At 37.3% G+C, this 25,410-nt stretch carries 18 protein-coding genes; 5 read left to right on the top strand and 13 right to left on the bottom strand.

Translation table 11 applies throughout. The annotated features are described in order from the left end of the window. Positions 1 to 30: 30 nt before the first annotated feature. The 9 genes from lapB to QUE09_RS08230 form a co-directional block, all read right to left on the bottom strand. Positions 31 to 1,200 carry a lipopolysaccharide assembly protein LapB gene (lapB, locus tag QUE09_RS08270; protein WP_286235724.1) on the bottom strand — a complete coding sequence of 390 codons (1,170 nt, stop codon included), beginning with the start codon at positions 1,198 to 1,200 and terminating at the stop codon, positions 31 to 33. A 15-nt stretch (positions 1,201 to 1,215) separates the two neighbouring features. After that, the gene (locus QUE09_RS08265; RefSeq protein ID WP_286235723.1) at positions 1,216 to 1,458 is read right to left on the bottom strand and encodes a lipopolysaccharide assembly protein LapA domain-containing protein; all 243 of its coding nucleotides are present in this window, start codon (positions 1,456 to 1,458) and stop codon (positions 1,216 to 1,218) included. An 82-nt stretch (positions 1,459 to 1,540) separates the two neighbouring features. Next, positions 1,541 to 1,828 (bottom strand): integration host factor subunit beta, encoded by a 288-nt coding sequence (gene ihfB / locus QUE09_RS08260; RefSeq protein ID WP_286235722.1) that lies wholly within the window; start codon positions 1,826 to 1,828, stop codon positions 1,541 to 1,543. A gap of 78 nt (positions 1,829 to 1,906) precedes the next feature. Then, the gene (gene rpsA, locus QUE09_RS08255) at positions 1,907 to 3,568 is read right to left on the bottom strand and encodes a 30S ribosomal protein S1 (RefSeq protein WP_286235721.1); all 1,662 of its coding nucleotides are present in this window, start codon (positions 3,566 to 3,568) and stop codon (positions 1,907 to 1,909) included. Between the two features lie 108 nt (positions 3,569 to 3,676). Continuing rightward, positions 3,677 to 4,372 carry a (d)CMP kinase gene (gene cmk / locus QUE09_RS08250; protein ID WP_286235720.1) on the bottom strand — a complete coding sequence of 232 codons (696 nt, stop codon included), beginning with the start codon at positions 4,370 to 4,372 and terminating at the stop codon, positions 3,677 to 3,679. A gap of 233 nt (positions 4,373 to 4,605) precedes the next feature. After that, positions 4,606 to 5,886 carry a 3-phosphoshikimate 1-carboxyvinyltransferase gene (gene aroA / locus QUE09_RS08245; protein WP_286235719.1) on the bottom strand — a complete coding sequence of 427 codons (1,281 nt, stop codon included), beginning with the start codon at positions 5,884 to 5,886 and terminating at the stop codon, positions 4,606 to 4,608. After that, positions 5,887 to 6,972: a 3-phosphoserine/phosphohydroxythreonine transaminase gene (gene serC, locus QUE09_RS08240; protein WP_286235718.1), complete on the bottom strand. Its 1,086-nt coding sequence runs from the start codon at positions 6,970 to 6,972 to the stop codon at positions 5,887 to 5,889. A gap of 83 nt (positions 6,973 to 7,055) precedes the next feature. Continuing rightward, on the bottom strand, positions 7,056 to 9,770 hold the full coding sequence (gene gyrA / locus QUE09_RS08235; RefSeq protein WP_286235717.1) for a DNA topoisomerase (ATP-hydrolyzing) subunit A: 2,715 nt from the start codon (positions 9,768 to 9,770) through the stop codon (positions 7,056 to 7,058). A 285-nt stretch (positions 9,771 to 10,055) separates the two neighbouring features. Continuing rightward, a complete protein-coding gene (locus QUE09_RS08230; RefSeq protein WP_286235716.1) occupies positions 10,056 to 10,592 on the bottom strand; it encodes an Mpo1 family 2-hydroxy fatty acid dioxygenase in 537 nt (178 codons plus the stop codon). 140 nt (positions 10,593 to 10,732) lie between these two features. Between QUE09_RS08230 and ubiG the strand changes: the two genes are divergently transcribed. From ubiG to yfaE, 5 genes are all read left to right on the top strand, one after another. After that, positions 10,733 to 11,446, top strand: a complete 714-nt coding sequence (gene ubiG, locus QUE09_RS08225; protein ID WP_286235715.1) for a bifunctional 2-polyprenyl-6-hydroxyphenol methylase/3-demethylubiquinol 3-O-methyltransferase UbiG — start codon at positions 10,733 to 10,735, stop codon at positions 11,444 to 11,446. Next, positions 11,443 to 12,102: a phosphoglycolate phosphatase gene (gene gph / locus QUE09_RS08220; RefSeq protein WP_286235714.1), complete on the top strand. Its 660-nt coding sequence runs from the start codon at positions 11,443 to 11,445 to the stop codon at positions 12,100 to 12,102. The genes ubiG and gph overlap by 4 nt, the downstream gene beginning before the upstream one ends. Before the next feature lie 388 nt (positions 12,103 to 12,490). Then, positions 12,491 to 14,764, top strand: coding sequence for a class 1a ribonucleoside-diphosphate reductase subunit alpha (gene nrdA / locus QUE09_RS08215; RefSeq protein ID WP_286235713.1), 2,274 nt, complete (start codon positions 12,491 to 12,493; stop codon positions 14,762 to 14,764). Between the two features lie 109 nt (positions 14,765 to 14,873). Beyond that, a complete protein-coding gene (nrdB, locus tag QUE09_RS08210; RefSeq protein ID WP_286235712.1) occupies positions 14,874 to 16,004 on the top strand; it encodes a class Ia ribonucleoside-diphosphate reductase subunit beta in 1,131 nt (376 codons plus the stop codon). Positions 16,005 to 16,058: 54 nt separating this feature from the next. Then, a complete protein-coding gene (yfaE, locus tag QUE09_RS08205; protein ID WP_286235711.1) occupies positions 16,059 to 16,328 on the top strand; it encodes a class I ribonucleotide reductase maintenance protein YfaE in 270 nt (89 codons plus the stop codon). 252 nt (positions 16,329 to 16,580) lie between these two features. Here yfaE and QUE09_RS08200 read toward each other — a convergent pair whose 3' ends face one another. The 4 genes from QUE09_RS08200 to QUE09_RS08185 all read right to left on the bottom strand — a co-directional run bounded on the left by QUE09_RS08200 (position 16,581) and on the right by QUE09_RS08185 (position 25,360). Then, complete coding sequence (locus tag QUE09_RS08200) at positions 16,581 to 17,927, bottom strand: diguanylate cyclase (protein WP_286235710.1); 1,347 nt, start codon at positions 17,925 to 17,927, stop codon at positions 16,581 to 16,583. A 75-nt stretch (positions 17,928 to 18,002) separates the two neighbouring features. Beyond that, positions 18,003 to 22,058: a response regulator gene (locus tag QUE09_RS08195; RefSeq protein WP_286235709.1), complete on the bottom strand. Its 4,056-nt coding sequence runs from the start codon at positions 22,056 to 22,058 to the stop codon at positions 18,003 to 18,005. A gap of 3 nt (positions 22,059 to 22,061) precedes the next feature. Continuing rightward, on the bottom strand, positions 22,062 to 24,194 hold the full coding sequence (locus tag QUE09_RS08190) for an ATP-binding protein (RefSeq protein WP_286235708.1): 2,133 nt from the start codon (positions 24,192 to 24,194) through the stop codon (positions 22,062 to 22,064). Further along, on the bottom strand, positions 24,194 to 25,360 hold the full coding sequence (locus QUE09_RS08185) for a response regulator (RefSeq protein WP_286235707.1): 1,167 nt from the start codon (positions 25,358 to 25,360) through the stop codon (positions 24,194 to 24,196). The genes QUE09_RS08190 and QUE09_RS08185 overlap by 1 nt, the downstream gene beginning before the upstream one ends. Between the last annotated feature and the right edge of the window lie 50 nt (positions 25,361 to 25,410).

Below are 25,410 nucleotides of genomic sequence, written 5' to 3'. Positions count from 1 at the left end.
TAAAGTTCAATTTAATAAAGAAAGTTGAAATTATTCGCCTTCTAGGCCCCGCACAGGTTTTAGCTGTTCCCAATCATGGCAGGATGGACATGACCAGTAATGCGTACTGCTATTAAAGCCACATGTACGACAGTTATATCGTTGCTTTACATTAAGATAAGCAGAAATTAGCTGCTTGATCATATCTAACGACTCTGTATCACTTTCAGTCGACTTATCTTGCATTTGCATTTTAATAAAATGCTTAAACCCTTTTATCGTCGGCCTACGCTTTAGCGCTGTTAATAAAAACTCTTGTGCTTTTTTATTACTATGCTTTTGTTCAATAAATGAAAGATATTTGATCAACGCACTACTTGAACCTGTTTCGTCGTAAACTTTTTTAATAAAACTATAAAAGTTATCTAACTCACCTTGCTCCGCAAAGCAGTGTTCCATATTATCAATAACATCGGGAAAAAACTCACTGTCTTGACCATAGATACTTTTATAACATTGGCAAGCTTCATTATACTGCTGATGATTTTCATATACTTGAGCAAGTAACCAATTGGCACGACAAGAGTTTTCATCATGTTTTAACGCTTCTTCTAGTAACTCTATCACATCAATAAACTGATCATTTTCTAAAGCGATTGTGGCTAACTCACAATAGAAATTTGCAAGTACATGTAATAACTTCTTATCTTTTGATTTAACGATGACTTTTTTAAGCGCAATACCTTGCTGCCAGTCATTTGTCGATTGGTAGATTTGCAATAAATAATTAAGTGACTTTAAACCAAACCCTTTGGATTTTAATAACCCATGGAACATGGACTCAGCTCTATCATATAAACCTGCACTGAGAAAATCTTTACCAAGCTCATAAGCCGCCTGTTGTTTAGCTTTTGTCGGTAAATGTTTTTGTCTAACTAAGTGTTCATGGACTTTCAACGCACGATCTAATTCACCACGCTTGCGAAACAAGTTTGCCATAGCAAAATGTGCTTCAACGGTATCATCCTCTAATGCTAAGGTTTCTAACAGATATTCAATGGCTTTATCTTGTTGATTCGAGAGTAAGTAGTTTAATCCCGTAGAATATTTTATAGACAGATCTTGTTTTGCAGTATGTTGACTTTGTTTTACACTGTTACGCCCCATGAACCAGCCATAGCCCATTGCAACAGGTAATAAAAGGAATAAGAGTTCCAACATTAGTGAGTTATAACCTTACTTTGCTTGTAGCGGTTGTTTACGACGCTTTCTTATTGCCGCGGAAAATTTCCAGAGTAAAGAAAATAAAATACCTAATAAAAAGCCTATCGTTGTAAATAAACTTACAGCAGATGCCACTGTCATCTCTTGTTTAGCAATTAAGTAGTTTAAGGTAAGTTCTTGATTATTTTGACTGCCAAAAATAAATGCTACAAGTAAAAGAATAACAATCAAAATTAACGTTATATATAAACGCACAGGTCGTAACCCCATCTAACTATTTTTTACATTAAAACAAAAACGGCATGCTAATGCATGCCGTTTCTACAATTTTTTGCTGTTATGCTAATGATTCATTAACACGTTCGCGTAATTCTTTACCGGGTTTAAAGTGAGGAACATATTTACCAGCCAAGTCAACAGACTCACCAGTTTTTGGGTTCCTACCAACGCGTGGTGCTCGGTAATGTAACGAAAAACTACCAAACCCTCGAATTTCGATACGGTCACCTTTAGATAAAGTTTGCGCCATCATTTCAAGAATTTCTTTAATAGCTTGTTCGACATCTTTTGCTGACAAATGATTAAGTTTATCAGCTAATCTTTCAATGAGTTCTGATTTGGTCATTCGACCCTCCAGTGTTCATCCTACATCACGACAATGGTAAAAGTATGGAGATGTGACTCTCCATACTACCGGTTAAAATTAGCTCTTAGCGTTTTTAAACGCTTCAGCCATTGCACTTAAACCAGTATCATCTGATTGGTTTAAGCTATCCATAGCTTCACGCTCGTCTGCTTGGTCTTTCGCTTTGATAGATAAGCTAATAGTGCGGTTCTTACGATCAACACCCATAAACTTAGTTTCAACATCGTCACCAACAGATAATTCAGTTGTTGCATCTTCAATGCGATCACGTGAAATATCAGAAACGCGTAAGTAACCTTCAACGCCTTCCGCTAATTCAACTTTAGCACCTTTTGCGTCAACTTCAACTACTTTACCTTTTACAATAGCACCTTTTTTGTTATCTGTCAGATACATATTGAAAGGATCGTCTTCAGTTTGCTTAACGCCTAGTGAAATACGCTCGCGCTCTGGGTCAACTTGAAGTACAACAGCTGAGATTTCATCACCTTTCTTGTATTCACGAACAGCTTCATCACCGCCATTCCATGAGATATCAGATAAGTGAACAAGACCATCGATACCGCCGTCAAGACCGATAAAGATACCAAAGTCAGTAATTGACTTGATCTTACCAGATACTTTATCGCCTTTGCTGAAGTTCTTAGCAAATTCTTCCCAAGGATTTGGAACACATTGCTTAAGGCCAAGAGAAATACGACGACGTTCTTCGTCAATTTCTAATACCATTACTTCAACAGTATCACCTAAGTTAACAACTTTAGATGGGTGGATGTTTTTGTTTGTCCAATCCATTTCAGAAACGTGAACTAAACCTTCAACGCCTTCTTGGATCTCAACGAAACAACCATAGTCTGTTAAGTTTGTAACGCGACCAGAAAGCTTAGAACCTTCTGGGTAACGGTTAGCAATAGCTACCCATGGATCTTCGCCTAACTGTTTCATACCAAGTGAAACACGTGTACGCTCACGATCGAACTTCAATACTTTAACTTGGATCTCGTCACCAACGTTTACAATTTCACTTGGGTGCTTAACGCGCTTCCAAGCCATGTCAGTGATGTGTAGAAGACCGTCGATGCCGCCTAAGTCTACGAATGCACCGTAATCTGTAAGGTTCTTAACGATACCTTTTACTTCGATACCTTCAGCAAGAGACTCTAGTAGTGCATCACGTTCTACGCTGCTTTCTGATTCAATAACAGCACGACGAGAAACAACAACGTTATTACGCTTTTGATCAAGCTTAATAACTTTAAATTCTAAATCTTTACCTTCAAGGTGAGCAGTGTCGCGAACAGGGCGAACATCAACTAATGAACCCGGTAAGAAAGCACGAATGTTGCTAACTTCAACCGTGAAACCACCTTTAACTTTACCGTTGATAACACCGATAACAGTTTCTTTTTCTTCGTAAGCTTTTTCAAGAACTTGCCAAGCTTCGTGACGTTTTGCTTTTTCACGAGAAAGTATCGTTTCACCGAAACCATCATCAGTTGCATCTAATGCAACATCAACTTCATCGCCAACATTAATTTCAACTTCACCAGCGGTGTTTTTAAATTGGTCGATTGAAATTACAGATTCAGATTTTAAACCAGCATCAACTAGAACGTTATCTTTGTTGATAGCTACCACAGTTCCTTTGATAATAGAACCTGGGCGTGTTTCGATTTCTTTTAAACTTTCTTCAAAAAGTTGTGCAAAATTTTCAGTCATAATAGGTATATGAACTCTATGATTTATCCAATCCACATTCGTGTGTCATGGGGTTATTAAAAACGCCTAAAGCTTCCTTACTTTTGGCAACCTCGTCAAAACTTACGATTAAAGTTCTGATGATTGCGTTAGCTTTTCATTGGTAAATGAAAGAATTTTATCGACCACCTGCTCTATAGAAAGCTCAGTAGAATCAATAACTAACGCACCCTCTGCTGACACAAGCGGTGCAATTGAGCGGTTCTTATCTCGCTCATCACGCTGACGTATGTCATCCAAAAGGCGCCCGATTTTAACATCATAGCCCTTGTCTTTCAACTGATTATATCTACGATGTGCACGTTCTTCAGCGCTCGCTGTTAAAAAAACTTTTACAGGGGCATCGATAAACACAACTGTCCCCATATCACGGCCATCTGCAACAAGGCCTGGACTAACGCGAAATGCTCTTTGTCTTCTTAACAATGCTTCACGTACTCTTGGAAACGCTGCGACTTTAGACGCTAGCGCACCAATTTCTTCTGTGCGAATAGTATCGGTAACGTCTTCGCCTTCAAGGATTACCTTACTCTTACCTTCACTGCTGATAGTAAACTGTACATCTAAATGCGCTGCTATCGGAATAAGGGCTTCTTCATCACTTACATCTAAATGATGATATTGCGTCGCAACAGCTAAAACACGGTAAATAGCGCCACTATCTAAAAGGTGCCATCCTAACTGTTCTGCGACTAATCGTGCAGCAGTACCTTTACCAGCACCACTAGGGCCATCTATTGTGATCACTGGAATGTTTTCCTGCATACATTTTTCTCCTAATGTCGAAAATCGGCGAAATTATACGAGATTTAATTCTTAAAATCGCGTAAAAATTTAATAAATTATTTTATCGCTTTATAGACAACATGTTTGTAAAAATCGTTCAACATTATGCACTTTGAAAAAACAAAGTATTATGCAGGCTCGATACGGCGAGCAAAGGGCCTGCATTTATTAGTAAATTTAACTTGATAAAGTAATGGAAAAACTCAACGACCTTAACAAGAGACTTCTGCTAATTTCGTAAAGTAATCAGGGAATGTTTTAGCGGTACATTTAGGATCGTTAATAGTCACTGGTGTATCGCTCAATGCAACAAGAGAAAAACACATCGCTACACGATGATCATTATAGGTATCTATTTCCGCATGCTTTAATACACTGGGCGGAGTAATGCTAATGTAGTCCTCCCCCTCAATAACCTCTGCACCCACTTTTTTCAATTCCGTTGCCATAGCAACTAAACGATCTGTTTCTTTTACGCGCCAGTTGTAAATGTTACGAATCGTTGTAACACCTTGTGCAAATAACGCAGTAGTAGCAATCGTCATCGCAGCATCCGGAATATGATTCATATCCATATCAACCGCAAAAAGTGGCTTACCTTTGACAGTTATAGATTCATCATGCCAAATGACTTCTGCCCCCATTTTTTCAAGTACATCCGCAAAATGCTTATCACCTTGTACACTCAATTTACCAACACCGTGAACTGTAACTTCACCACCTTTTATTGCGCCGGCCGCTAAAAAGTATGATGCTGACGACGCATCGCCTTCAACCATATACTTTTCTACAGCGGAATAACGTTGCTTGCCTGTAATGGTAAATGATTGGTAATCATTATTTTGAACATCAACGCCAAACCTACGCATAATATCAAGGGTTATATCAATATATGGTTTAGAGACAAGTTCACCTTCAATAATAATAGTCGTATCAGTATTTAATAAAGGCGCTATCATCAGGATTGCCGTTAAAAACTGGCTAGAAATTGAGCCATCTATTTTTACGATATCACCTGTTAGTGCTTTACCCTTAATTTTTACGGGTGGATAATCCTTACTTTCTAAATACTCTATATCAGCATTTAGCTGTGACAATGCATCCACTAAATGGCCTATAGGTCTTTCCTTCATTCGCGGTTCACCCGTCAAAACGAATTCTCCGTTGCTTGCTGCCAACGCTGCACAAAGCGGTCGCATTGCCGTTCCAGCATTCCCGAGGTATAACTCAACGGGTTCATTCGTATTAAAAAAGCCACCGTTACCAACAATCGTACATTCTGTGCCACAACCACTTAACGTATAATTGACACCTAATAAGGAAAGTGCGTTAAGCATATGTTTAATGTCATCACTTACCAGTAAGTTAGTTATTTTTGTTTCACCGTCTGCCAATGCAGCAATTAACAAAGCACGATTAGATAAGCTTTTTGAACCTGGCAAGAACACCTCGCCATGTATTTTACCGATGGGTTCTATCGTTAATTGCTCCACTTATTGATTCCTCTCTTCAAACGATTGCATAAATTCAATTAATTTCTCAACACCTTCGATCGGCATTGCATTATAAATACTGGCACGCATGCCCCCAACTAAACGGTGACCTTTAAGCGCTACCAAACCTTGCTCTTTAGCTTCTGATAAAAATTTATCATTTAACGACTCATCTGCTAACCAAAAGGGAACATTCATTCGACTTCTAAACTCGGGATCTATCGTATTCTTGTAAAAAGTGCTGTTATCAACGTAGTCATAAATAAGCTTAGCTTTACGTTTATTAACATTTTCAATTGCTGAAACACCACCGACACTTTTTAACCACTCAAAAACTAAGCCCGCAAGATACCACGCATATGTTGGTGGCGTATTATACATAGAGTCATTTTCGGCTGATGTGGTGTAGTTCAAAATACAAGGAGTATTAATACGTGCATTACCAAGTAAATCTTCTCTGACAATAACAATAGTTAAACCAGATGGACCAATATTTTTTTGCGCACCCGCATAAATAAGCGCAAATTTATTAACGTCGATATCATGCGATAAAATTGTTGATGACATATCTGCCACAATAGGCACATCGCCAAATTTAGGGATATCAAACATTTCGATTCCATCAACAGTTTCATTCGGACAGTAATGTAGATATGCAGCATCAGGTGACACTTGCCATTGCTCAAAGGGTTTAACAACTTTTCGGCCATTAAGTTCGTCAACAACATTTTGCTGGCGGATATTACCAAAGTTCTGCGCTTCCTTCGCTGCAGCTTTAGACCATGAACCAGAGACTATATACTCAGCATGACCATTTTCTGGCAGTAAATTCAGCGGGATCGCTGAAAATTGACCGCGTCCTCCACCATGACAAAACAACACTCGGTAATTAACAGGAATATTCATCAGTTGTCGTAAATCAGCTTCAGCTTTAGCAGCCAAAGCCATGAATTCTTTACTACGATGGCTCAGCTCCATGACAGAGCACCCTGTATTTTGCCAATTAATAAATTCTTGTTGTGCTTTACTCATTACCTTGGTTGGTAACATTGCTGGTCCGGCACAAAAGTTGTAGACCACTGACATGCTGTTAATTACCTTATATTAAAAATTTATCAAAAAAATAGGCGGTTATATAACCGCCTATTACTACGCTTTTTTAGCGGTGATTATTCGTCATCACCTTTTTCGAGACTTTCAGAGCTTTGCTCTGTATCAGGATCTGGTGAACTTTCTGATGTTGATTCTGCTTTTTCAGCTTCCTCATCGGAACCTTCAATAAGCATTTCAACATCTTCAACTTCGTCAATACGTTGCAGAGCAACAACTTGCTCTTCGTCTGTTGTTCTAATAATACGAACACCTTGAGTATTACGGCCGATCACACTCACTTCATTAACGCGTGTTCTAACCAGCGTACCATTGTTGGTAATCAACATAATTTCATCGGCGTCTTCTACTTGAACCGCACCAACAACTTTACCATTACGTTCACTTACCTTAATTGAGACAACACCTTTGGTTGCCCTACTTTTAGCTGGGTACTCGTTCAAGTCAGTACGTTTACCATAACCATTCTCTGTGATCGTTAACACCGGACCATCATTCTTAGGTACAATAAGTGAAACAACACGTTGATCACCTTCTAGCTTAATACCTCGTACACCTGTTGCCGTGCGCCCCATTGCTCTTAAGGCTTGCATTGGTTCACCTGACTCTGGATCCATTTTAACTTCACCAGTTTCACTATCACGTGCAAGTTCATTAAAGCGAACAACCTTACCTTCATCAGAGAACAGCATGATATCGTTTGTGCCGTCTGTAATATCCACACCAATTAATGTGTCATCATCACGCAAGTTTAAGGCAATAATACCGTTTGCACGCTGATTTGAGTAAGCAGTTAAAGGTGTTTTCTTCACGGTACCTGAAGCCGTAGCCATCACGATATATTTACCTTCTTCGTATTCACGCACAGGTAAAATTGCAGTAATTCGCTCATCGTTTTCAAGTGGTAATAAGTTCACAATTGGACGACCACGTGCAGTGCGACTTGCCAGTGGCAATTGATAAACTTTCAACCAGTACAATTTACCGCGGTTAGAGAAACACAAAATAGTATCGTGAGTATTAGCAACAAGTAATCGTTCAATGAAGTCTTCATCTTTCATCTTCGTTGCTGATTTACCCTTACCACCACGACGTTGTGCTTGATAATCAGTTAATGCCTGGTATTTCACATAACCTTCGCTAGACAAGGTTACAACGACATCTTCTTCATTAATCAAATCTTCTAATGACAAGTCATGCGAAGCATTAGTAATTTCAGTTCTTCGCTCATCACCGAAATCATTACGGATAACTTCAAGTTCTTCTTTTATCACTTCCATCAAACGTGATGGATTTTCTAAAATGTGCAACAATTCTGCAATTAAGTCTAATAACTCTTTGTACTCACTTAGAATCTTATCGTGCTCTAAGCCCGTTAACTTATGTAGACGAAGATCTAGAATTGCTTGAGCTTGTTGATCAGTTAAAAAGTATTGGTTATCTCTAATACCAAATTCGTCTTCTAACCATTCAGGACGAGCCGCATCGGTACCTGCTCGAGCAAGTAATTCACCAACGTTACCTAATGCCCAACCTTTAGACATTAGCTTCTCTTCAGCTTCTTTTCTTGAAGGAGAGGTTTTAATTAGCTCAATAATTTCATCAATATTCGCTAAGGCAATGGAAAGGCCTTCTAAGATATGCGCGCGTTCACGAGCTTTTCTCAATTCGAAAATCGTACGACGAGTAACAACCTCTCTTCGATGAAGTACAAACGCTTCTAGCATCTCTTTAATGTTAAAGAGTTTTGGTTGTCCATCGATTAATGCAACCATGTTTAAACCAAACGAGACTTGCATTTGCGTAAGTTTGTATAAGTTATTTAATACAACCTCACCTACTTCGCCACGTTTAACTTCAATAACCATACGCATGCCGTCTTTATCTGACTCATCACGTAAGGCTGAAATACCTTCTAAACGTTTTTCTTTAACCAGCTCAGCCATCTTTTCAATTAAACGTGCTTTGTTTACTTGATAAGGTAGCTCATGTACAACAATTGTTTCTTTACCCGACTTTTCGTCTACTTCGATTTCAGCACGGGCACGAATATTAATTTTACCACGGCCTGTTTTATATGCTTCTACAATACCTGCACGACCACTAATAATACCGGCAGTAGGGAAATCTGGCCCTGGAATATATTCGATCAATTCATCGATGGTAATCTCTTCATTTTCTATTAATGCTAAGCAACCATTAATAACTTCTGTAAGATTGTGCGGCGGAATATTTGTCGCCATACCAACGGCGATACCGGATGTACCATTTACCAATAAATTGGGTATGCGAGTAGGCATAACGGCTGGAATAATTTCCGTACCATCATAGTTAGGTACAAAATCAACCGTTTCTTTATCTAAATCAGCTAATATAGTGTGCGAAATTTTCGCCATACGGATTTCCGTATAACGCATCGCTGCTGCGGAGTCACCATCAACGGAACCGAAGTTTCCTTGGCCATCCACTAGCATATAACGCAATGAAAATGGTTGAGCCATACGTACGATAGTATCATAAACAGCGGTATCACCATGTGGGTGATATTTACCGATTACATCACCAACCACACGTGCTGATTTTTTATAAGGCTTGTTGAAGTCATTGCCCAATACATTCATCGCATAAAGTACGCGTCGATGCACGGGTTTCAAACCATCTCTAACATCCGGAAGTGCACGCCCTACGATAACGCTCATAGCGTAATCTAAGTAAGAACTTTTAAGCTCATCCTCGATATTGACTGGAAGTAATTCTTTTGCCAGATCGGTCATAAATTGACAGTATCCCTAAATGTATTTTTGGAAATTATTATTTTATAAAGGCGATAGTTATTCGCTAGTAATTAGCGGACAGTATACGGCCATATAACCTGACATTTTGCTCTGGTTAACGCCGTATTTCAAGTGATTATTTTAATTGAATGAGAATTAAGTTAACTTTCTGAAAAATATACTGATCTCAAAATTTTCTTCTGACTATAATTTAACCATTACCGTAAAACGGTATTTTCGCTTAACCAACGCGGTTTAATATTTAAACAGCGCTAGCGTTTAACATTAACTACTGGCCCTCTTTTCTTCAAATTGCGTTCTTTTTACTAACGCTTGCTCTGTTACTTTCTTATTTAACTGCGCTAGCCCTCCACAAGCAAAATAAAGCTCAGCTAAAAGAAATAATGGACCAATTAATAATTGATTTAAATCATCGATAAAAGCAGGCTTTGCTTTTTCAAAGCCATGACCAATAAATTGAAATATCCAACCAACAGTAAACGCAGCTAAAGCAACTAGCCATTTATTATCAATAGAAGACAACATTAATGCGCTATAAATCAATGGGCCAAATAATAGCAATGCCAATACTGCAAGTTGTGGTGAGAGTATAATGTAATAACATAAGATCACCAGTGATATCACCATCATAAGGTTTACATGGAAAGTGAGCTCAGTTAACGTGACGGTAAAACCAAGTGATGAGATCATAAGTGCAACAGCCCAAATAATAAGTGGGATGCCAATAAAGTGTGTCCAAATATTTTTATGGTTTAAATGTACACTTTTATACGTAGAAAGTTGTTCCGTTAATGATTTCATCTCATCACCTTTTTATTATACATATGTACTAAATTATAGATGACGTTCAACTACGTCAACTAACGACATTAATTTTTACTGCCGATTTAATGTAGATTAGTTTAAAATAGGCCGCCTAACATGGATAAGAAATCGATACTATGACCAATGCTGTAAATGTAAATGAAGATGAAATTGCTAAATTCGAAAAAGTAGCGCAATTTTGGTGGGATCTCGAAGGTGACTTTAAACCTTTACATCAAATAAACCCCGTGAGACGTCAATTTATCATTCAACATGCACAAGATATTTATAGTAAGAAAATTATCGATGTTGGTTGCGGTGGCGGTATTTTAGCAGAAAGCCTTGCTAAGTTAGGAGCAGAAGTAACAGGAATAGACATGGGAGAAGAACCATTAAATGTTGCCAAGCTTCATGCGCTAGAATCAGGCGTTAACGTACAATACATAAAAAGTACTGCCGAGCAACATGCAGCAAATAATATCGCACAATATGACATTGTTACTTGCATGGAAATGCTCGAACATGTGCCAGATCCGGCTTCAGTTATAGCCGCTTGTGCCCAACTGGTTAAGCCAGGTGGTTTTGTATTTTTTTCAACATTAAACAAAACAACAAAAGCTTACCTTTTAGCAATTTTAGCAGCCGAAAAGCTTTTAAAAATAGTCCCAGAAGGAACACATGAGCATGATAAATTTATTCGTCCCTCAACGTTAATTGGCTGGGCAGAAGAAAATGGCTTGAAATGTATCGATGCTGCCGGTATTCATTACAACCCAATTACTGAAAATCATAAATTAATCAACTCTCTCGACGTAAATTATATTCTGTGTTGTCAAAAGGAACTGGCATGAAGAACGAATCATTCAAAGGTGTGCTTTTCGATTTAGATGGTACCCTACTAGATACTGCAAATGACTTAGGTGCAGCATTAAACCATGTGTTAGCACAACACGAACTGCCATCCATTGAACGTTCAACATATAGACCTATAGCGTCTGATGGAGCACAAGGTTTATTGAATTTAGGGTTTGGTGAAAAACTGTCACAATTCGACTTTCAAGCGTTACGTCAAATGTTTCTCGGATACTATGAAGCGAATATTGCGCGAGAAACCTGCTTGTATCCTGAAGTGAAAGAAATGTTGCAATCTCTTAATGAGCAAAGTATTCCGTGGGGTATCGTAACCAATAAACCGGAATACTTAACAACAATGCTACTGCCTAATTTTTCAGAATTTGATCACTGTAAAGTAATGGTTGGTGGAGATAGCTTAGCTGAGAGAAAGCCACACCCTTTACCATTACAGCACGCTGCAAAGCAGTTAGCCGTTGCACCTGAAGATTGTTTATATGTTGGCGATGCGCTGCGTGACATTCAGGCTGGTAATGCTGCAAATATGACGACTGTCGTTGCACAATGGGGATACATTAAATCACAAGATAACACAAAAGATTGGCAAGCAGACTTCATCAATCAATCTCCTATTGAAATCTTATCGATTATATAACAACCAACCTGTTTAAGATTAAAGCAAATAATATAACTTATTGTATTTTAAAGACTAATATCTCTATATTACTAAATGTAATATAGAGATAACTATAAAACCTAAAATAAATCTATTAGCTAAAAAAAAACAAAAATAATGATTGCCTTTTACAATCAAGCAAATCAATTACTCTTACTAAGTTAGTTGTTACTAACAAAAGAATTTGTCAATATTTCCATGGTAAATTTATGGTTTTTTTTATGCTTGCAATGAAGGTCAAACCTCATTATCTTGTGATCAGTTAAGTATTCACCCCCTAGATATTGTGTATTGAGTTTTTTCGAGACACTAGGGTGAACAAACAATCTACAAAATTAAAAAAACAAAACACATATACAGGTTTTTCATGAACAACAACCTTTTTGTCACCAAGCGCAACGGTAAGAAAGAACCCATCGATTTAGAGAAGATTCATCAGGTAATTGCCTGGGCCGCAGAAGATTTAGAAAATGTCTCTGTTTCTCAAGTCGAATTAAAGTCTCATATACAGTTTTACGATGGTATAAAAACTGAGGATATTCATGAAACCATAATCAAGTCTGCTGCTGATTTAATTTCTGAAGAATCTCCAGATTATCAATATTTAGCTGCTCGACTAGCGATATTTCACCTCCGTAAGAAAGCCTATGGTCAATTTGAGCCACCGAAACTTTACGATCATGTTGTAAAATTAGTTGAATCGGGTCGTTACGATCAGCATATTCTTGCCGATTACACCGCCGCAGAATTTGAAGCGATGGAACAATTCATTGACCATCGTCGCGATATGAACTTTAGCTATGCCGCGGTAAAGCAACTTGAAGGTAAATACTTAGTTCAAAACCGTGTAACGGGTGAAATCTATGAAAGCGCACAATTTCTATATGTACTAGTTGCAGCTTGTTTATTCGCAAAATATCCCGCTGAGACAAGACTAAGTTACATCGAAGGTTTCTATAACGCGATTTCGATGTTCAAAATTTCATTACCAACTCCCATTATGGCAGGTGTTCGCACCCCTACTCGTCAGTTTTCATCATGTGTACTTATCGAGTGTGATGATAGTTTAGATTCAATCAATGCTTCTTCAAGTGCTATTGTAAAATACGTTTCACAACGCGCCGGCATTGGTATTAACGCGGGTAAAATTCGCGCATTAGGCAGTGCAATAAGAAACGGTGAAGCGTTCCATACCGGTTGTATTCCATTTTACAAACACTTCCAAACAGCTGTTAAAAGTTGTTCTCAAGGTGGTGTGCGAGGTGGTGCTGCGACGCTATTCTATCCACTGTGGCATTTAGAAGTAGAAAGTTTACTGGTATTAAAAAATAACCGTGGTGTCGATGAGAACCGCGTTCGTCACTTAGATTATGGTGTTCAATTTAATAAACTAATGTATCAACGCCTGATCAAAGGTGAATATATAACTTTATTCAGCCCGAGCGATGTGCCTGGTTTATACGATGCGTTCTTTGAAGATCAAGATGAGTTTGAAGCGCTTTATGTAAAATATGAAGCTGATGAAACAATCCGTAAAAAACGTATTCAAGCAATCGAATTGTTTAGTTTATTTGCTCAGGAACGTGCAAGTACTGGCCGTATATACTTACAAAACGTTGATCACTGTAATACTCACAGCCCATTTGATCCAAGCCAAGCACCTATTCGTCAAAGTAATTTGTGTTTAGAAATTGCATTACCAACAAAACCATTAAAAGAGATTAATGATCCAGACGGTGAAATAGCACTTTGTACGTTATCAGCTTTTAATTTGGGTGCCATTGAGAGCTTAGACGAACTAGAAGAGCTCGCAGAGCTTGCAGTAAGAGCTTTAGATAGCTTATTAGATTATCAAGATTATCCTGTACCTGCTGCATACAATGCGACCATGGGACGAAGAACGCTGGGTATCGGTGTAATTAACTATGCATATTACCTTGCGAAAAACGGTGTGTATTACTCAAACGGTAGTGCAAATAACTTAACACACCGCACTTTTGAAGCTATCCAATATTACCTGTTGCAAGCTTCTAATAAGCTGGCACAAGAGCAAGGCGCATGCCCCAAGTTTAACGAGACACGTTTAGCCCAAGGTATTTTACCTGTCGATACTTACAAAAAAGAAATCGATAATATTACCGCTGAGCCACTCCATTTAGATTGGGAAACATTACGCGAAAACATTAAACAACATGGTGTGAGAAACTCAACATTATCGGCATTAATGCCTTCAGAGACTTCTTCACAAATATCAAATGCTACAAATGGTATTGAACCACCGCGCGGTTTGATCAGTATTAAAGCTAGTAAAGATGGTATTTTGAAACAAGTAGTGCCTGAGTTTGCCACGCTTAAAGATAACTATGAGTTGCTTTGGAACATTCCAAATAACGACGGCTACCTTCAACTTGTTGGCATAATGCAGAAGTTCATCGATCAAACTATTTCTGCAAATACCAATTATGATCCGGCAAAATATGAAGGTGGTAAAGTACCAGTAAAACAAATCATTAAAGATATGCTGACTGCGTATAAACTAGGCGTAAAAACGCTTTATTACCACAATACAAGAGATGGAGCTGCCGATGGTCAAGTTGAAGCAGCAGACGAAGACTGCGAAGGCGGTGCTTGTAAAATATAAGACGCAGTTGCCACCATTATCGTGGCACATGATAATTTAAATTTTTCAGAAGAATTTAACGAAGCAGTTTACGACTAACAATGCTAAAAGCTGCTTCAAGGAGCGATAAATGACCTATAGTACCTTTAACCAAGTTCCCAATAACCCATTGCTAGAGCCAATGTTTCTTGGAAACAGTGTTAATGTTGCACGCTATGATCAGCAAAAATTTTCTGCCTTTGAAAAGCTTATAGAAAAGCAACTTTCTTTCTTTTGGCGCCCTGAAGAAATTGATGTTTCAAAAGATCGTGCTGATTGGCAAGGGTTAACCGACTCAGAAAAGCATATTTTCATTTCTAATTTGAAGTATCAAACACTACTAGATAGTGTTGCTGCCCGCTCTGTCAATGCCGTATTATTGCCAATTGTTTCGTTACCTGAATTAGAGACTTGGATAGAAACCTGGGCCTTTAGTGAAACTATTCACTCTCGCTCTTACACGCACATATTACGTAACTTATTCACCGACCCTAGTGAAGTGTTCGATGATATTGTTGTTAATCCAGCAATACTTAAGCGAGCAACAAGTATCGCAAAATATTTCGACGATGTTATTTTGACCACGCAACTTATGCAAGCGCAAGGTGAAGGGAGCTACGACGTTGAAGGTAAGCCATACGAAGTTAGTATGCGTAAGCTTAAAGAACGATTATTTTTAGCGATATGTTCCGTTAACGCCCTCGAAGCAATTCGCTTTTACGTAAGTTTTGCCTGTTCTTTTGCATTTGCTGAGCGTGAACTTTTAGAAGGTAATGCAAAAATCATTAAGCTCATTGCTCGTGATGAAGCATTACATTTAACAGGCACTCAGCATATATTAAATAACTGGTTTTCTGGAAAAGATGATCCAGAGATGAAAGAAATTGCACATGAATTAAAAAATGAAGGTTTACAGATCTTTTTAGATGTTGTTGAACAAGAAAAAGAATGGGCGCAATATTTATTTAAAGATGGTTCAATGATTGGTTTGAATGCACAAATATTGGATCAGTATATTGAATATATAAGTAACCAACGATTAGCTGCAATTGGTTACGATATGCCATTTAATATAAAAAGTAATCCATTACCGTGGATGAATGCTTATCTTGTTAGTGATAACGTTCAAGTTGCACCGCAAGAAACGGAAATATCAAGTTATTTAGTTGGTCAGGTTGATTCTTCCGTATCCAGTGATGACTTTGATGACTTTGACCTGTAAATATCATTTGTGTAATCACTGTTTAAAACAGTGATTACATGCCTTGCCTTTCACATGTCAGCATCAGCCACTAAAAAAGTAACCGCCAATAACCATCAGATCGACTTTCAAGATCAAGATAAAACGCTACTAAATTGTTTAGAAAAACACGACGTAGAAGTACACTACCATTGCAGAGATGGTTTTTGTGGTGCCTGTAGAGTTACCTTAAAAAAGGGGCAAGTTATGTACCCACAAGGTGAGCCACTTGCTTTTGTCGGTGACAATGAAATACTACCCTGCTGTTGTATTCCCGTAAGTAATATCGAAATAGAAATTGACTAGGGTCTTTTGAGATTAAATTTTGTTCGAACTAAACACTTTTTGTTCAAGGCGTGAGCAATGTCGCATGGTTATTCCATGTAAATTGCGAACAACGATGAAGAAATAGCGTTTAGCTGAACCCACAGGGCAGCGTTTTTTGTCATTTATACGTCGTTATTGCTTTTTCATGTGGAATAACCATATATTAATCGCACTGCCTTGTCTAAATACCAATAAACTGCTGCAAAAATAAACGCGAAAGATAAACAGACCCTAAAGCTTTTCACTTAAGTTTTTCACGATACCCTCAATCACCGTCTCAAGTTCTTTCTCCACAGGAGAAAATAATTCAGCATACTGCGCGTCATTTTGCGTATTAATTGCAACATCTAATGCTTTACAGTATTCAAATAGATTCATTGCACCAATGGAGCATGCCACACCTTTAAGCGTATGCACGAGTGATTTAAGCGACGCATAGTCTTTATCATTAATCGCGTTTGCAATATGTTGTTTATCTTGACCATGATCTTGATAAAACATGACGAGAATTTCTTCAAATAACGCATCATCTCCTAATACATTTTTTACACCAATACTGTAATTTATACCCGGATAAGCGTTACTATCGTCTGCGTTTACATCAGAGGTTACACTCGACATTAATTCACTTGCATCAATCGTCATATTATTTGTACTACCTTTAATATCTTCATCTAATATTGATTGGTTTCTGCCGCTTTGTTTTGCATTGTATAATGCATTATCAGCACGTCGCAATAACTGCTCAAAATTCATCACTTGCTCGTTTTGAGCGCTAATACCGATACTAACCGTAAGCGTAAATTCTTTCACACTCCCTTGATGATCAATCTTTATTGAATGTTTTTCTAAGGTAGTGCGGCAACGTTCACATGCTAGAAACGCTTCATCAATATCTGTTTCTGGCATACAAACCGCAAACTCTTCGCCACCTACACGCCCGATTACGTCATAGTCACGAAAACAATCTTTCATAATTTTAGCAAATTCTACTAAAGCAAGATCACCCGCTTCATGTCCATAGTTATCATTAATACGTTTAAAGTGATCAAGGTCAAACATAGCAATAGATACAGGTTGATTGCTTCTTTTTGCTTGACTAAGTGCGGCGCTGGTTAGGTCATTGAAGCTACCACGATTATTCAAACCGGTTAAGCTATCTGTTTTAGCTAGCAATTCTAGCTGCTTTGTTTTTTCCATAAAACGAAGTGAATTTCTAATGCGAGCTAATAGTACTCTAGGGATATAGGGTTTTGTTACGTAATCATCTGCCCCCATCTCTAATGCTGACACTATCGCTTCTTCTTGCCCTGATGCGGAAAGCATTATAACGGGTATATCTTTATAGGCTGCCGTTGATTTTAATAATTCAAGCAAAGATAACCCAGACATACCGGGCATATGCATATCTAGTAGAATCAAATCAACATTAATGTCCTCAAGTAATAACAATGCTTGTTCACCAGATTCTGCTGTTAAGACCTGATAACCAGATTCAGACAAATCAAAATCTAACAACATTAGACTATCTTTGGCATCGTCCACCGTTAAAATCGCATATTGACCGTCTTTATTCACATTTGATCCTATAGTTATGTACAATAACTTTTAAATTGAATAATACTACAACCCATAACATTGTCTAATATTAACTTATTTATCATTTACTTGTTTGCATAGTATTTCAAATTCATCGATTAAAGATTCGACATGCATATTAACTTTTTCAAGATTTTCATCTATTACTTCTGACTCAATAGCTTTTGCAAGGTTGCCAAGTTTATTCGCGCTTAAATTAAAACTACTGCCTTTAAGTTTGTGTGCTAGAGCTTGCACTTTATCTAAGTTTTGCTCTTTTATCGCTAAGTTTATCTCGTGAATTAATTGAGGTGCCTCAGACAAAAATAAATGAATCAATTTTTTAGCCAATTTAGTGTTGTGACGAACTCTTGCATAAAATTGCGTTTTGGCCCAAACCTCATCACCAAAATGTTCATCGTCGATTTGATTATGCGCTGTTTTATCCCCTTCGTTATTATTTTTCACGGTTTTACCGGTGTACCTTATTTGTTGGTCTTCAACACCTAACCAACGACATAATTTTTCTTGTAGCAAATCTGCATCAACGGGCTTTGCAGCGTAATCATTCATGCCCGCAGCTAAGCATTTTTCCATATCACCTTTCATTGCATTTGCGGTCATAGCAATAATCACAATCTCCCGATAATGGTCTCCAGCTTCTCCTTGTCTAATGGCGGCAGTAGTCTTATAGCCGTCTAAAACAGGCATTTGACAATCCATAATAATAAGTTCATATCGCGCATTATCAGGGCAGTTTTTTAATAAATCTAACGCTTCTTCACCATTTCCAGCTATATCTGCTGATAAATTTATATTTGATAACATTCCTTTAAGTACAACTTGATTAATACGGTTATCTTCAACCACCATTATTCTGGCTTGTCTAGGTTGGTTTACTTCAGGTGACATTCTATGCATACCAAGTAGTTGTGTTTGTGTGATGATTTTACTCTCTTTTAAACGGCTTCTATCATCCATAACAATTGCTAATACGTTAATTAAATCAGCGGTGGTTGCCGGCTTTGGAAAATACGCTGAAAATCCTAGCTGATTAAAATATGTGGCATCACCAAACTCATTCATTGATGTCATCATAATGAGCGGCACATCCTCACTTACTGGCTCTTGCTTTAACTTTTTACCGAGCATTGCGCCATCCATTTCGGGCATTTGACCATCAAGTATTGCCGCCGAAAAATCCCCTTTATCAGCATTCGCCACGATAGACAATGCTTCTTTTCCACTGGTCGCTTCAATGACAATAGCCCCCCATTGCTCTAACTGCCCTTTCAACACTTCTAAGTTCGTTTTATTGTCATCTACTATTAATATTTTTTTATCTGAAATATCGATATCAGGTACTACGATTTTTGATTTGTTACTTTTTGCTAGGCTAATATGAAAAGAAAATGTACTGCCTTTACCTTCAACACTTTGTACACTGACCTTTCCCCCCATTAATTCACACAATTGCTTTACAATTGCTAAGCCCAGACCAGTGCCGCCATATTTTCTTGTTGTAGATGCATCTACTTGCGTGAACGAGTCAAAAAGCGATGGTACTTTTGCAGGTGGAATACCAATACCAGTATCTTTAATATCACAATATAACATCAGCCCTTCGCCTTCCTCTTTAACAGAGGCACTAATGACAATCTCACCTTTGTTTGTAAACTTGATCGCATTACCGACTAAATTAGTTAAAATTTGTCGTAATCTACTCGGGTCACCTTTAACAACTGAATACTCTATATGCGTCAAATCAAGGATCAATTCAATGCACTTGTCCTCAGCCTTAAATGCCATGGATTCAGCGAATTCCCCTATTTGACTACGTAGATCAAAATCTACTAGCTCTAGCTCCAATTTACCCGCTTCAATTTTAGAAAAGTCTAAAATATCATTTATCAAGGTTAATAACGATTGTGCACTTGATAATGCTAACGACACATAATGCATTTGTTGTGTTGATAATTCACTGCTTTCAAGCAATCCTAACATACCTAACACTCCATTCATTGGTGTTCGAATTTCGTGGCTCATACTTGCTAGGAATTCTGACTTTAATCGCAATGAACTTTCCGCGTTTTCTAGCGCAGTTTGTTTTAATTTTTGCAGTTGAACTTGCTCAGTATTATCTTGATTAGTGCCAACAATATGTGAACGTATGCCGTTTGCATCAAAAATAACTTGCGCATGACTTTCAATGTACTTTTCCTCACCGTTATCCAAGACTATTCTAAAGCTATAGTGTAATTCCTGTCCCTCTTTAGAGAGCTGAGCCAACTTACGTTCTACCGATGAGATATCTTCACTATGTACTCGTTTATGCAAAGCATCTCTTGCTGATTGACACTCCGCAGGATCAATATCGAATAATTGGTACATTCGGTCATCCCAGTGTAAATGCCCAGTACTTAATTCAAGTTCCCAGACACCAATTTTAGGGGCCGATAAAGCAAAGTTTAACCGCCAAACTGCATTCTGTGCTTCTGTAAACATTCGCTTTCTTTCAGCATCGATAATTTTTACTTCCGTAATATCGCGGATCAACCCAGTATAAATTGCACCATGTTCAGTTTTTACTTCACTAACACTTAAATGCATTGGAAAAATTTCACCATCTTTTCTTACCGCAGGTAACTCTCTACCAATGCCAATAATATGAGCGACATTATTTCGAGCATAACGCGCTAAATACCCATCATGAGAATGTGCATATTCTTCGGGCATCAATACCGAGATATTTTCATAGAACATTTCATTTTCTGTATAGCCAAACATACTTTCTGCTGCTTTATTAAAAGATAAAATTCGACCTTTTTCATCTATCGTGATCACGGCATCAATAATTGAATTTAGAATTGCTTGCAGGCGTAACGAGGTGTTTTCTGCCTCAACCATCAAAGATCTTTGACGCTCTACCTGTTCCTCTATAGTTAACACGAGATTATGAAAGCTTCTCGCTAACACACCAAGCTCATCTTGTTTAAGTGTAGGTAACAGTCCTTTTACTTGTTGCTGGCTAAACGACCTTACATACTTCGTCATTTCAACTAGCGGTTTAGTTATTTTTTTACTCAAATAAAAAGTCAGAATAAACCCTAAACAAGCTAGACCTAAAGAGAGAAAAACAGCATCATTCTTAATCTCGTTGATACGGTTAAGATAAAGTTCATTTCGGTTTTCTAACAACAAATGTAATGGTGATAGGTTGGGAAACATTGGCATCGTAATCGGCGAATAATACGCCAAACTGGAATCATTTTCTCCATGTTGATATTCACGAATTTGAAACTGATTAGTGAACATTCTTTGCTCAAAGTCTTTAATTGGAAAGGTATCAAACTGCGTTGGCTTATTTGAATATGAACTAATTAACCTTCCCTGATTGTCGGCTAGATACATCGAAATGTTTGCAAGAATATCTTTTCTAAGCGTATCAATATAATCAGAAAAGTCTATGTCGATAACCACCATACCAACTAGTTTATTTGATTCGTTAAAAATAGGCATAGCTGCGTAGAAATAAGCGAGTCGATTATTGTATTGCTGACGATTAAACTCAATATTGGAAAAAAACACTTGCGACGTATTCATATCTAACACACCGGCAAGTGCTTCTAGTGTTACATTTTTGGCAAGATTTGCTTGAGGGACCACACTAACACTATCCTCAATATGTAATGCACTAAACACCACATTTACATTATCATCCAGTTGAAATATTGAAATTTTCTTATAATAGCTAAACGTGTCTAGTCGTTGTGTAATTAACCTAGATACATAATCTTTATCGCGCGCTATCACTATATTTGACTCGTGATAAGCGTGCTTAATGATATTTTTCGTAGCATCAATTGAAGATAAGAAAGTAACATCTTGTTCTGCTTGTTTAAGCAAATGATTTATTAACGGCGTAATAACAGCAACTTTCAATGAAAGCTCGTCCATCTCTTGTTCGATTAATAAATTTCGACTTTCAAAATAGAATAATAAGCTACTCGCTAACGTGATACATAAAACAAAACAAAAGCCAATTAACGGTAATTTTACCGTTAAAGGACGCTTCACTTTGCCAATTTCAAGTTTTTCAGCCACATTTGATTGTGATTTTGGACTCGTCATTTTTTATTTATGCTCTTTCAGAAAGCTAGCAAGCTCCTTTGAGTTAAATGGCTTTCGTAATACTGGATAGTGCCATTCGTTATTTTCTTCAGCAATGTAGCCGCTCATCGAATAAACTTTAATATCGGGGTAAACAGCTTCAACCATATCAACCGCTTCTCGACCTGATAAATCGGGTAGAATCATATCGGTAATAAAAACATCATATTGTTGTTTACCGTTAAGCTTGGCCTCTAGTTCGGCTTTATTAGTTACAAATTCGGTTATTGCCCCCTCGCCTGCTAAAAATAAGGCAACAAATTCAGCAATACTTACTTCATCATCTAATATCAGAATTGATTTTCCTGCGATTCCAATGTCATTAGCGCCGGTTTTCACGAAGTCATTCTTTCCATCTAAAAGTTTGCATGGAAATAATAAAGAGAATTCAGCACCACCTAAATCACATGTTCCTGCAACTTGTATTTCTCCGTCATACTTGTACATTGTGCTATAAACATTAGCTAAGCCAATGCCATTACCTTTATTTGATGATTTACTACTGTAGAAAGGGTCAAAAATTTTCGATAGGTTTTCTTGTTTAATCCCCACACCACTATCTTTGATACGAAGGCGCAGTTTATTGGAATCGATAATATGAGCGGTTAACTGAATCGTGCCATTAGGTCCTTGTTCTCTAATAGCATCTTGTGCATTTAATACCACATTCAATAAAATATTAATAAATTCCCCTTGGGGAAACATAACAACACACCTAACATCACTATGTTCAACGTTAAACGTTATTGTATTTAATAATAATTGTTTAAAAAGATATAAGTTATCCTCAATTTCCTTTATTGGATCAAACTCAACAACCTTAACAGTAGGTTTACGTGTGAAGGCGAGCAATCGCTCTGTCACTGTTTTACCTTTATCGATGGCATTTTTTACACGTTCAATATATTTTGATATATCTCCTTCACCCTTCGCCGCTTTTAATTCCAACATCTCTGTTGCACCTAGCGCAACACCAAGAACATTATTAATATCGTGAGAAACATTACCAAAGGTATTTCCTAATAACGCCAATCTGTTACTAATAAACTGTTGTTGGTCTTGACGAAACTGTTCTGTAGTATTTTCTACTATCCAGATATAAATACCTTCATCGGGTTCATAAGTCACAGATAAGGAAAAAACAGAATTATATTTATCAAAACTAATGTCTTTTTCTATAACCTGACCTTTTTCTTTGGCTAATCGTTTAAAGTATAAATAGTCTTTAATACTGAAATTAATATAGTTAAATAATACGGCATTTTGATTGCCCTTTTGTGGAGATAAATCTTGATAAACCACATTGTCTTTATCATCGATAAAAAATATCGGTACTGTTATGGTGTAGTTTACCAGAGCTAATAGTTTAAGCTTTTCAAATACTTCTTCATTTTTTGTTATATCTCTAAACACGCCATATACCGCCACGACATCGCCTTTAGCATTCGTTTCAATATCGCCAATGACTTCTACTTTTACTTTTTTACCAAGTGCGTGAATGATCGAACTTTTAAAATGAAAGCCACATTTTCCTTCAATGGCTTGGTTAATAAAGTGTTCTACCTTCGGGCGTTCACTAATTTCATAAAAATCAATTGCTGTTGCTAACGTGGGTGAATAATCTTGTTTGTTTACACCATGTATTTCATAAATACCATCTGACCAATAAACCTGTTCGTTAATAAGATCTAGGCGCCAATGCCCAGAGTTGAACAGTTTTTCAGTTAACTTTAAATACGCACTTTGCAGGGTTGATTCACTACTACTGGAAACATTTGATAGCTGAGCGAAATAAAGTATTACGTCAGCATCATACTGTCCTACATTAACGCTACAACGTACTGTTTGTTTATTTTTACTAATAATATTTGTCGTATGGGTAACATCTACGTCAGAGTATTCAGCTACCGCTCCTTTCAATAGCTGTTCCAGATTTTCTAACCCACTTGCGACAAGATGCTTAATAGGAAGACCAACTAATTCTTTTGACGTATATCCAGTTAACTTTTCTGTGGCAGAGTTGCATTCAACAATCAATAAGTCATTGTTTACACGTATAACAGCAAAAGGGATGCTATGTAAGTTTAACTGGGTCATTAGAACAACACATCTTCATCGTTAAACTCGTTGTCGTCCTCTCCCTCTTCTTCTGTTCGATTTAATGCTTTTAATTCATCAACTTTCTCTAATGCACCATCAAGTAAATTTGAAACTTCAAAAAAGTTTACATCATCTTGCGTATGCTTTTTAAGCGCATTATGAACGAGTTCAGTTAAATATTCCTCTTGTTCAATCGTCATATCTAAAACATGAAAACTCATACCAATACTTTGCACAATTTCATTCATAACTTCTTGGTTATGATGCTTAGATATTTCAATCATTTTCTTAGTTTTTGACACAGCCTGCTGGATTTGTTCTTGTACATTAATAAGTGATTCCTTATAAATAAGAAATTCCATTCGCGCGCCCACGCACTCAATAACAGAAGCAAATGCATCAACATAAATGTCAGTATCTATACTGTCTTCTTCTAAATTTAAAACAAGAATAGATACCAAAGGATGATTGAATATGGTGCGATTACCAAAGCGATGTAATCTAGGCTTTATCTTTAGTAATTCCATTACGCTTTTTTCAACGGGCGAGCAAAAGCCATTTGTTGAGCTAAAGTATTCAGCCTCTTTATTTAGTGGATAAAAGGCAATACACCCCTTTAGTGACATGGTATAAAAAAAAGAAAAGATTTCATCGCGAATTTTCTCAATAGAAAAGCAACTATTCAATCGTGAAGTAAGTTGCATACAGGCACCATATTTAGACGCTTGTGCCATTGATACATTAATGACATGCTCTTTTGATGAAATCTCATGCTCGAATTGACTAATCTGCTGTTGGTAGGTGATTAATTTTTCGAGTTTATTGGTAAGTGCTAGCAAAGAGATTGGTTTTGCTAAAAAGTCATCAGCACCACACTCTAAACCTTTTAAAATAGCTTCTTCAGTAGCCAAACCCGAGTATAAAACAAATGATCGCGCGACATTACCGGTTGCAGAGTGATTTTTTATCCATGCGGAACCTTTTTCTTCACCTATATTCTCATCGACAAGTGCAATATCAAAAACATCATAATCTTGAACGAAAGACTCTGCCTGAGATAACGTAGAAGCAGTAACAACTTGAAAGGTATCCTCAAGAGCTTCTGCTAATAACTCCAAATAACTAATATCATCATCAATCACCAGCACTGTAGGCTTAGACATTTTTAAACTCCTTTTTATTTAATAGCATTAAAATAAAAAAATAGGCGATA

The sequence above is a fragment of the Thalassotalea sediminis genome (assembly GCF_030295915.1).
Lineage (GTDB): Bacteria > Pseudomonadota > Gammaproteobacteria > Enterobacterales > Alteromonadaceae > Thalassotalea_C > Thalassotalea_C sediminis.
This window is presented reverse-complemented; position numbering and strand designations above follow the sequence as displayed.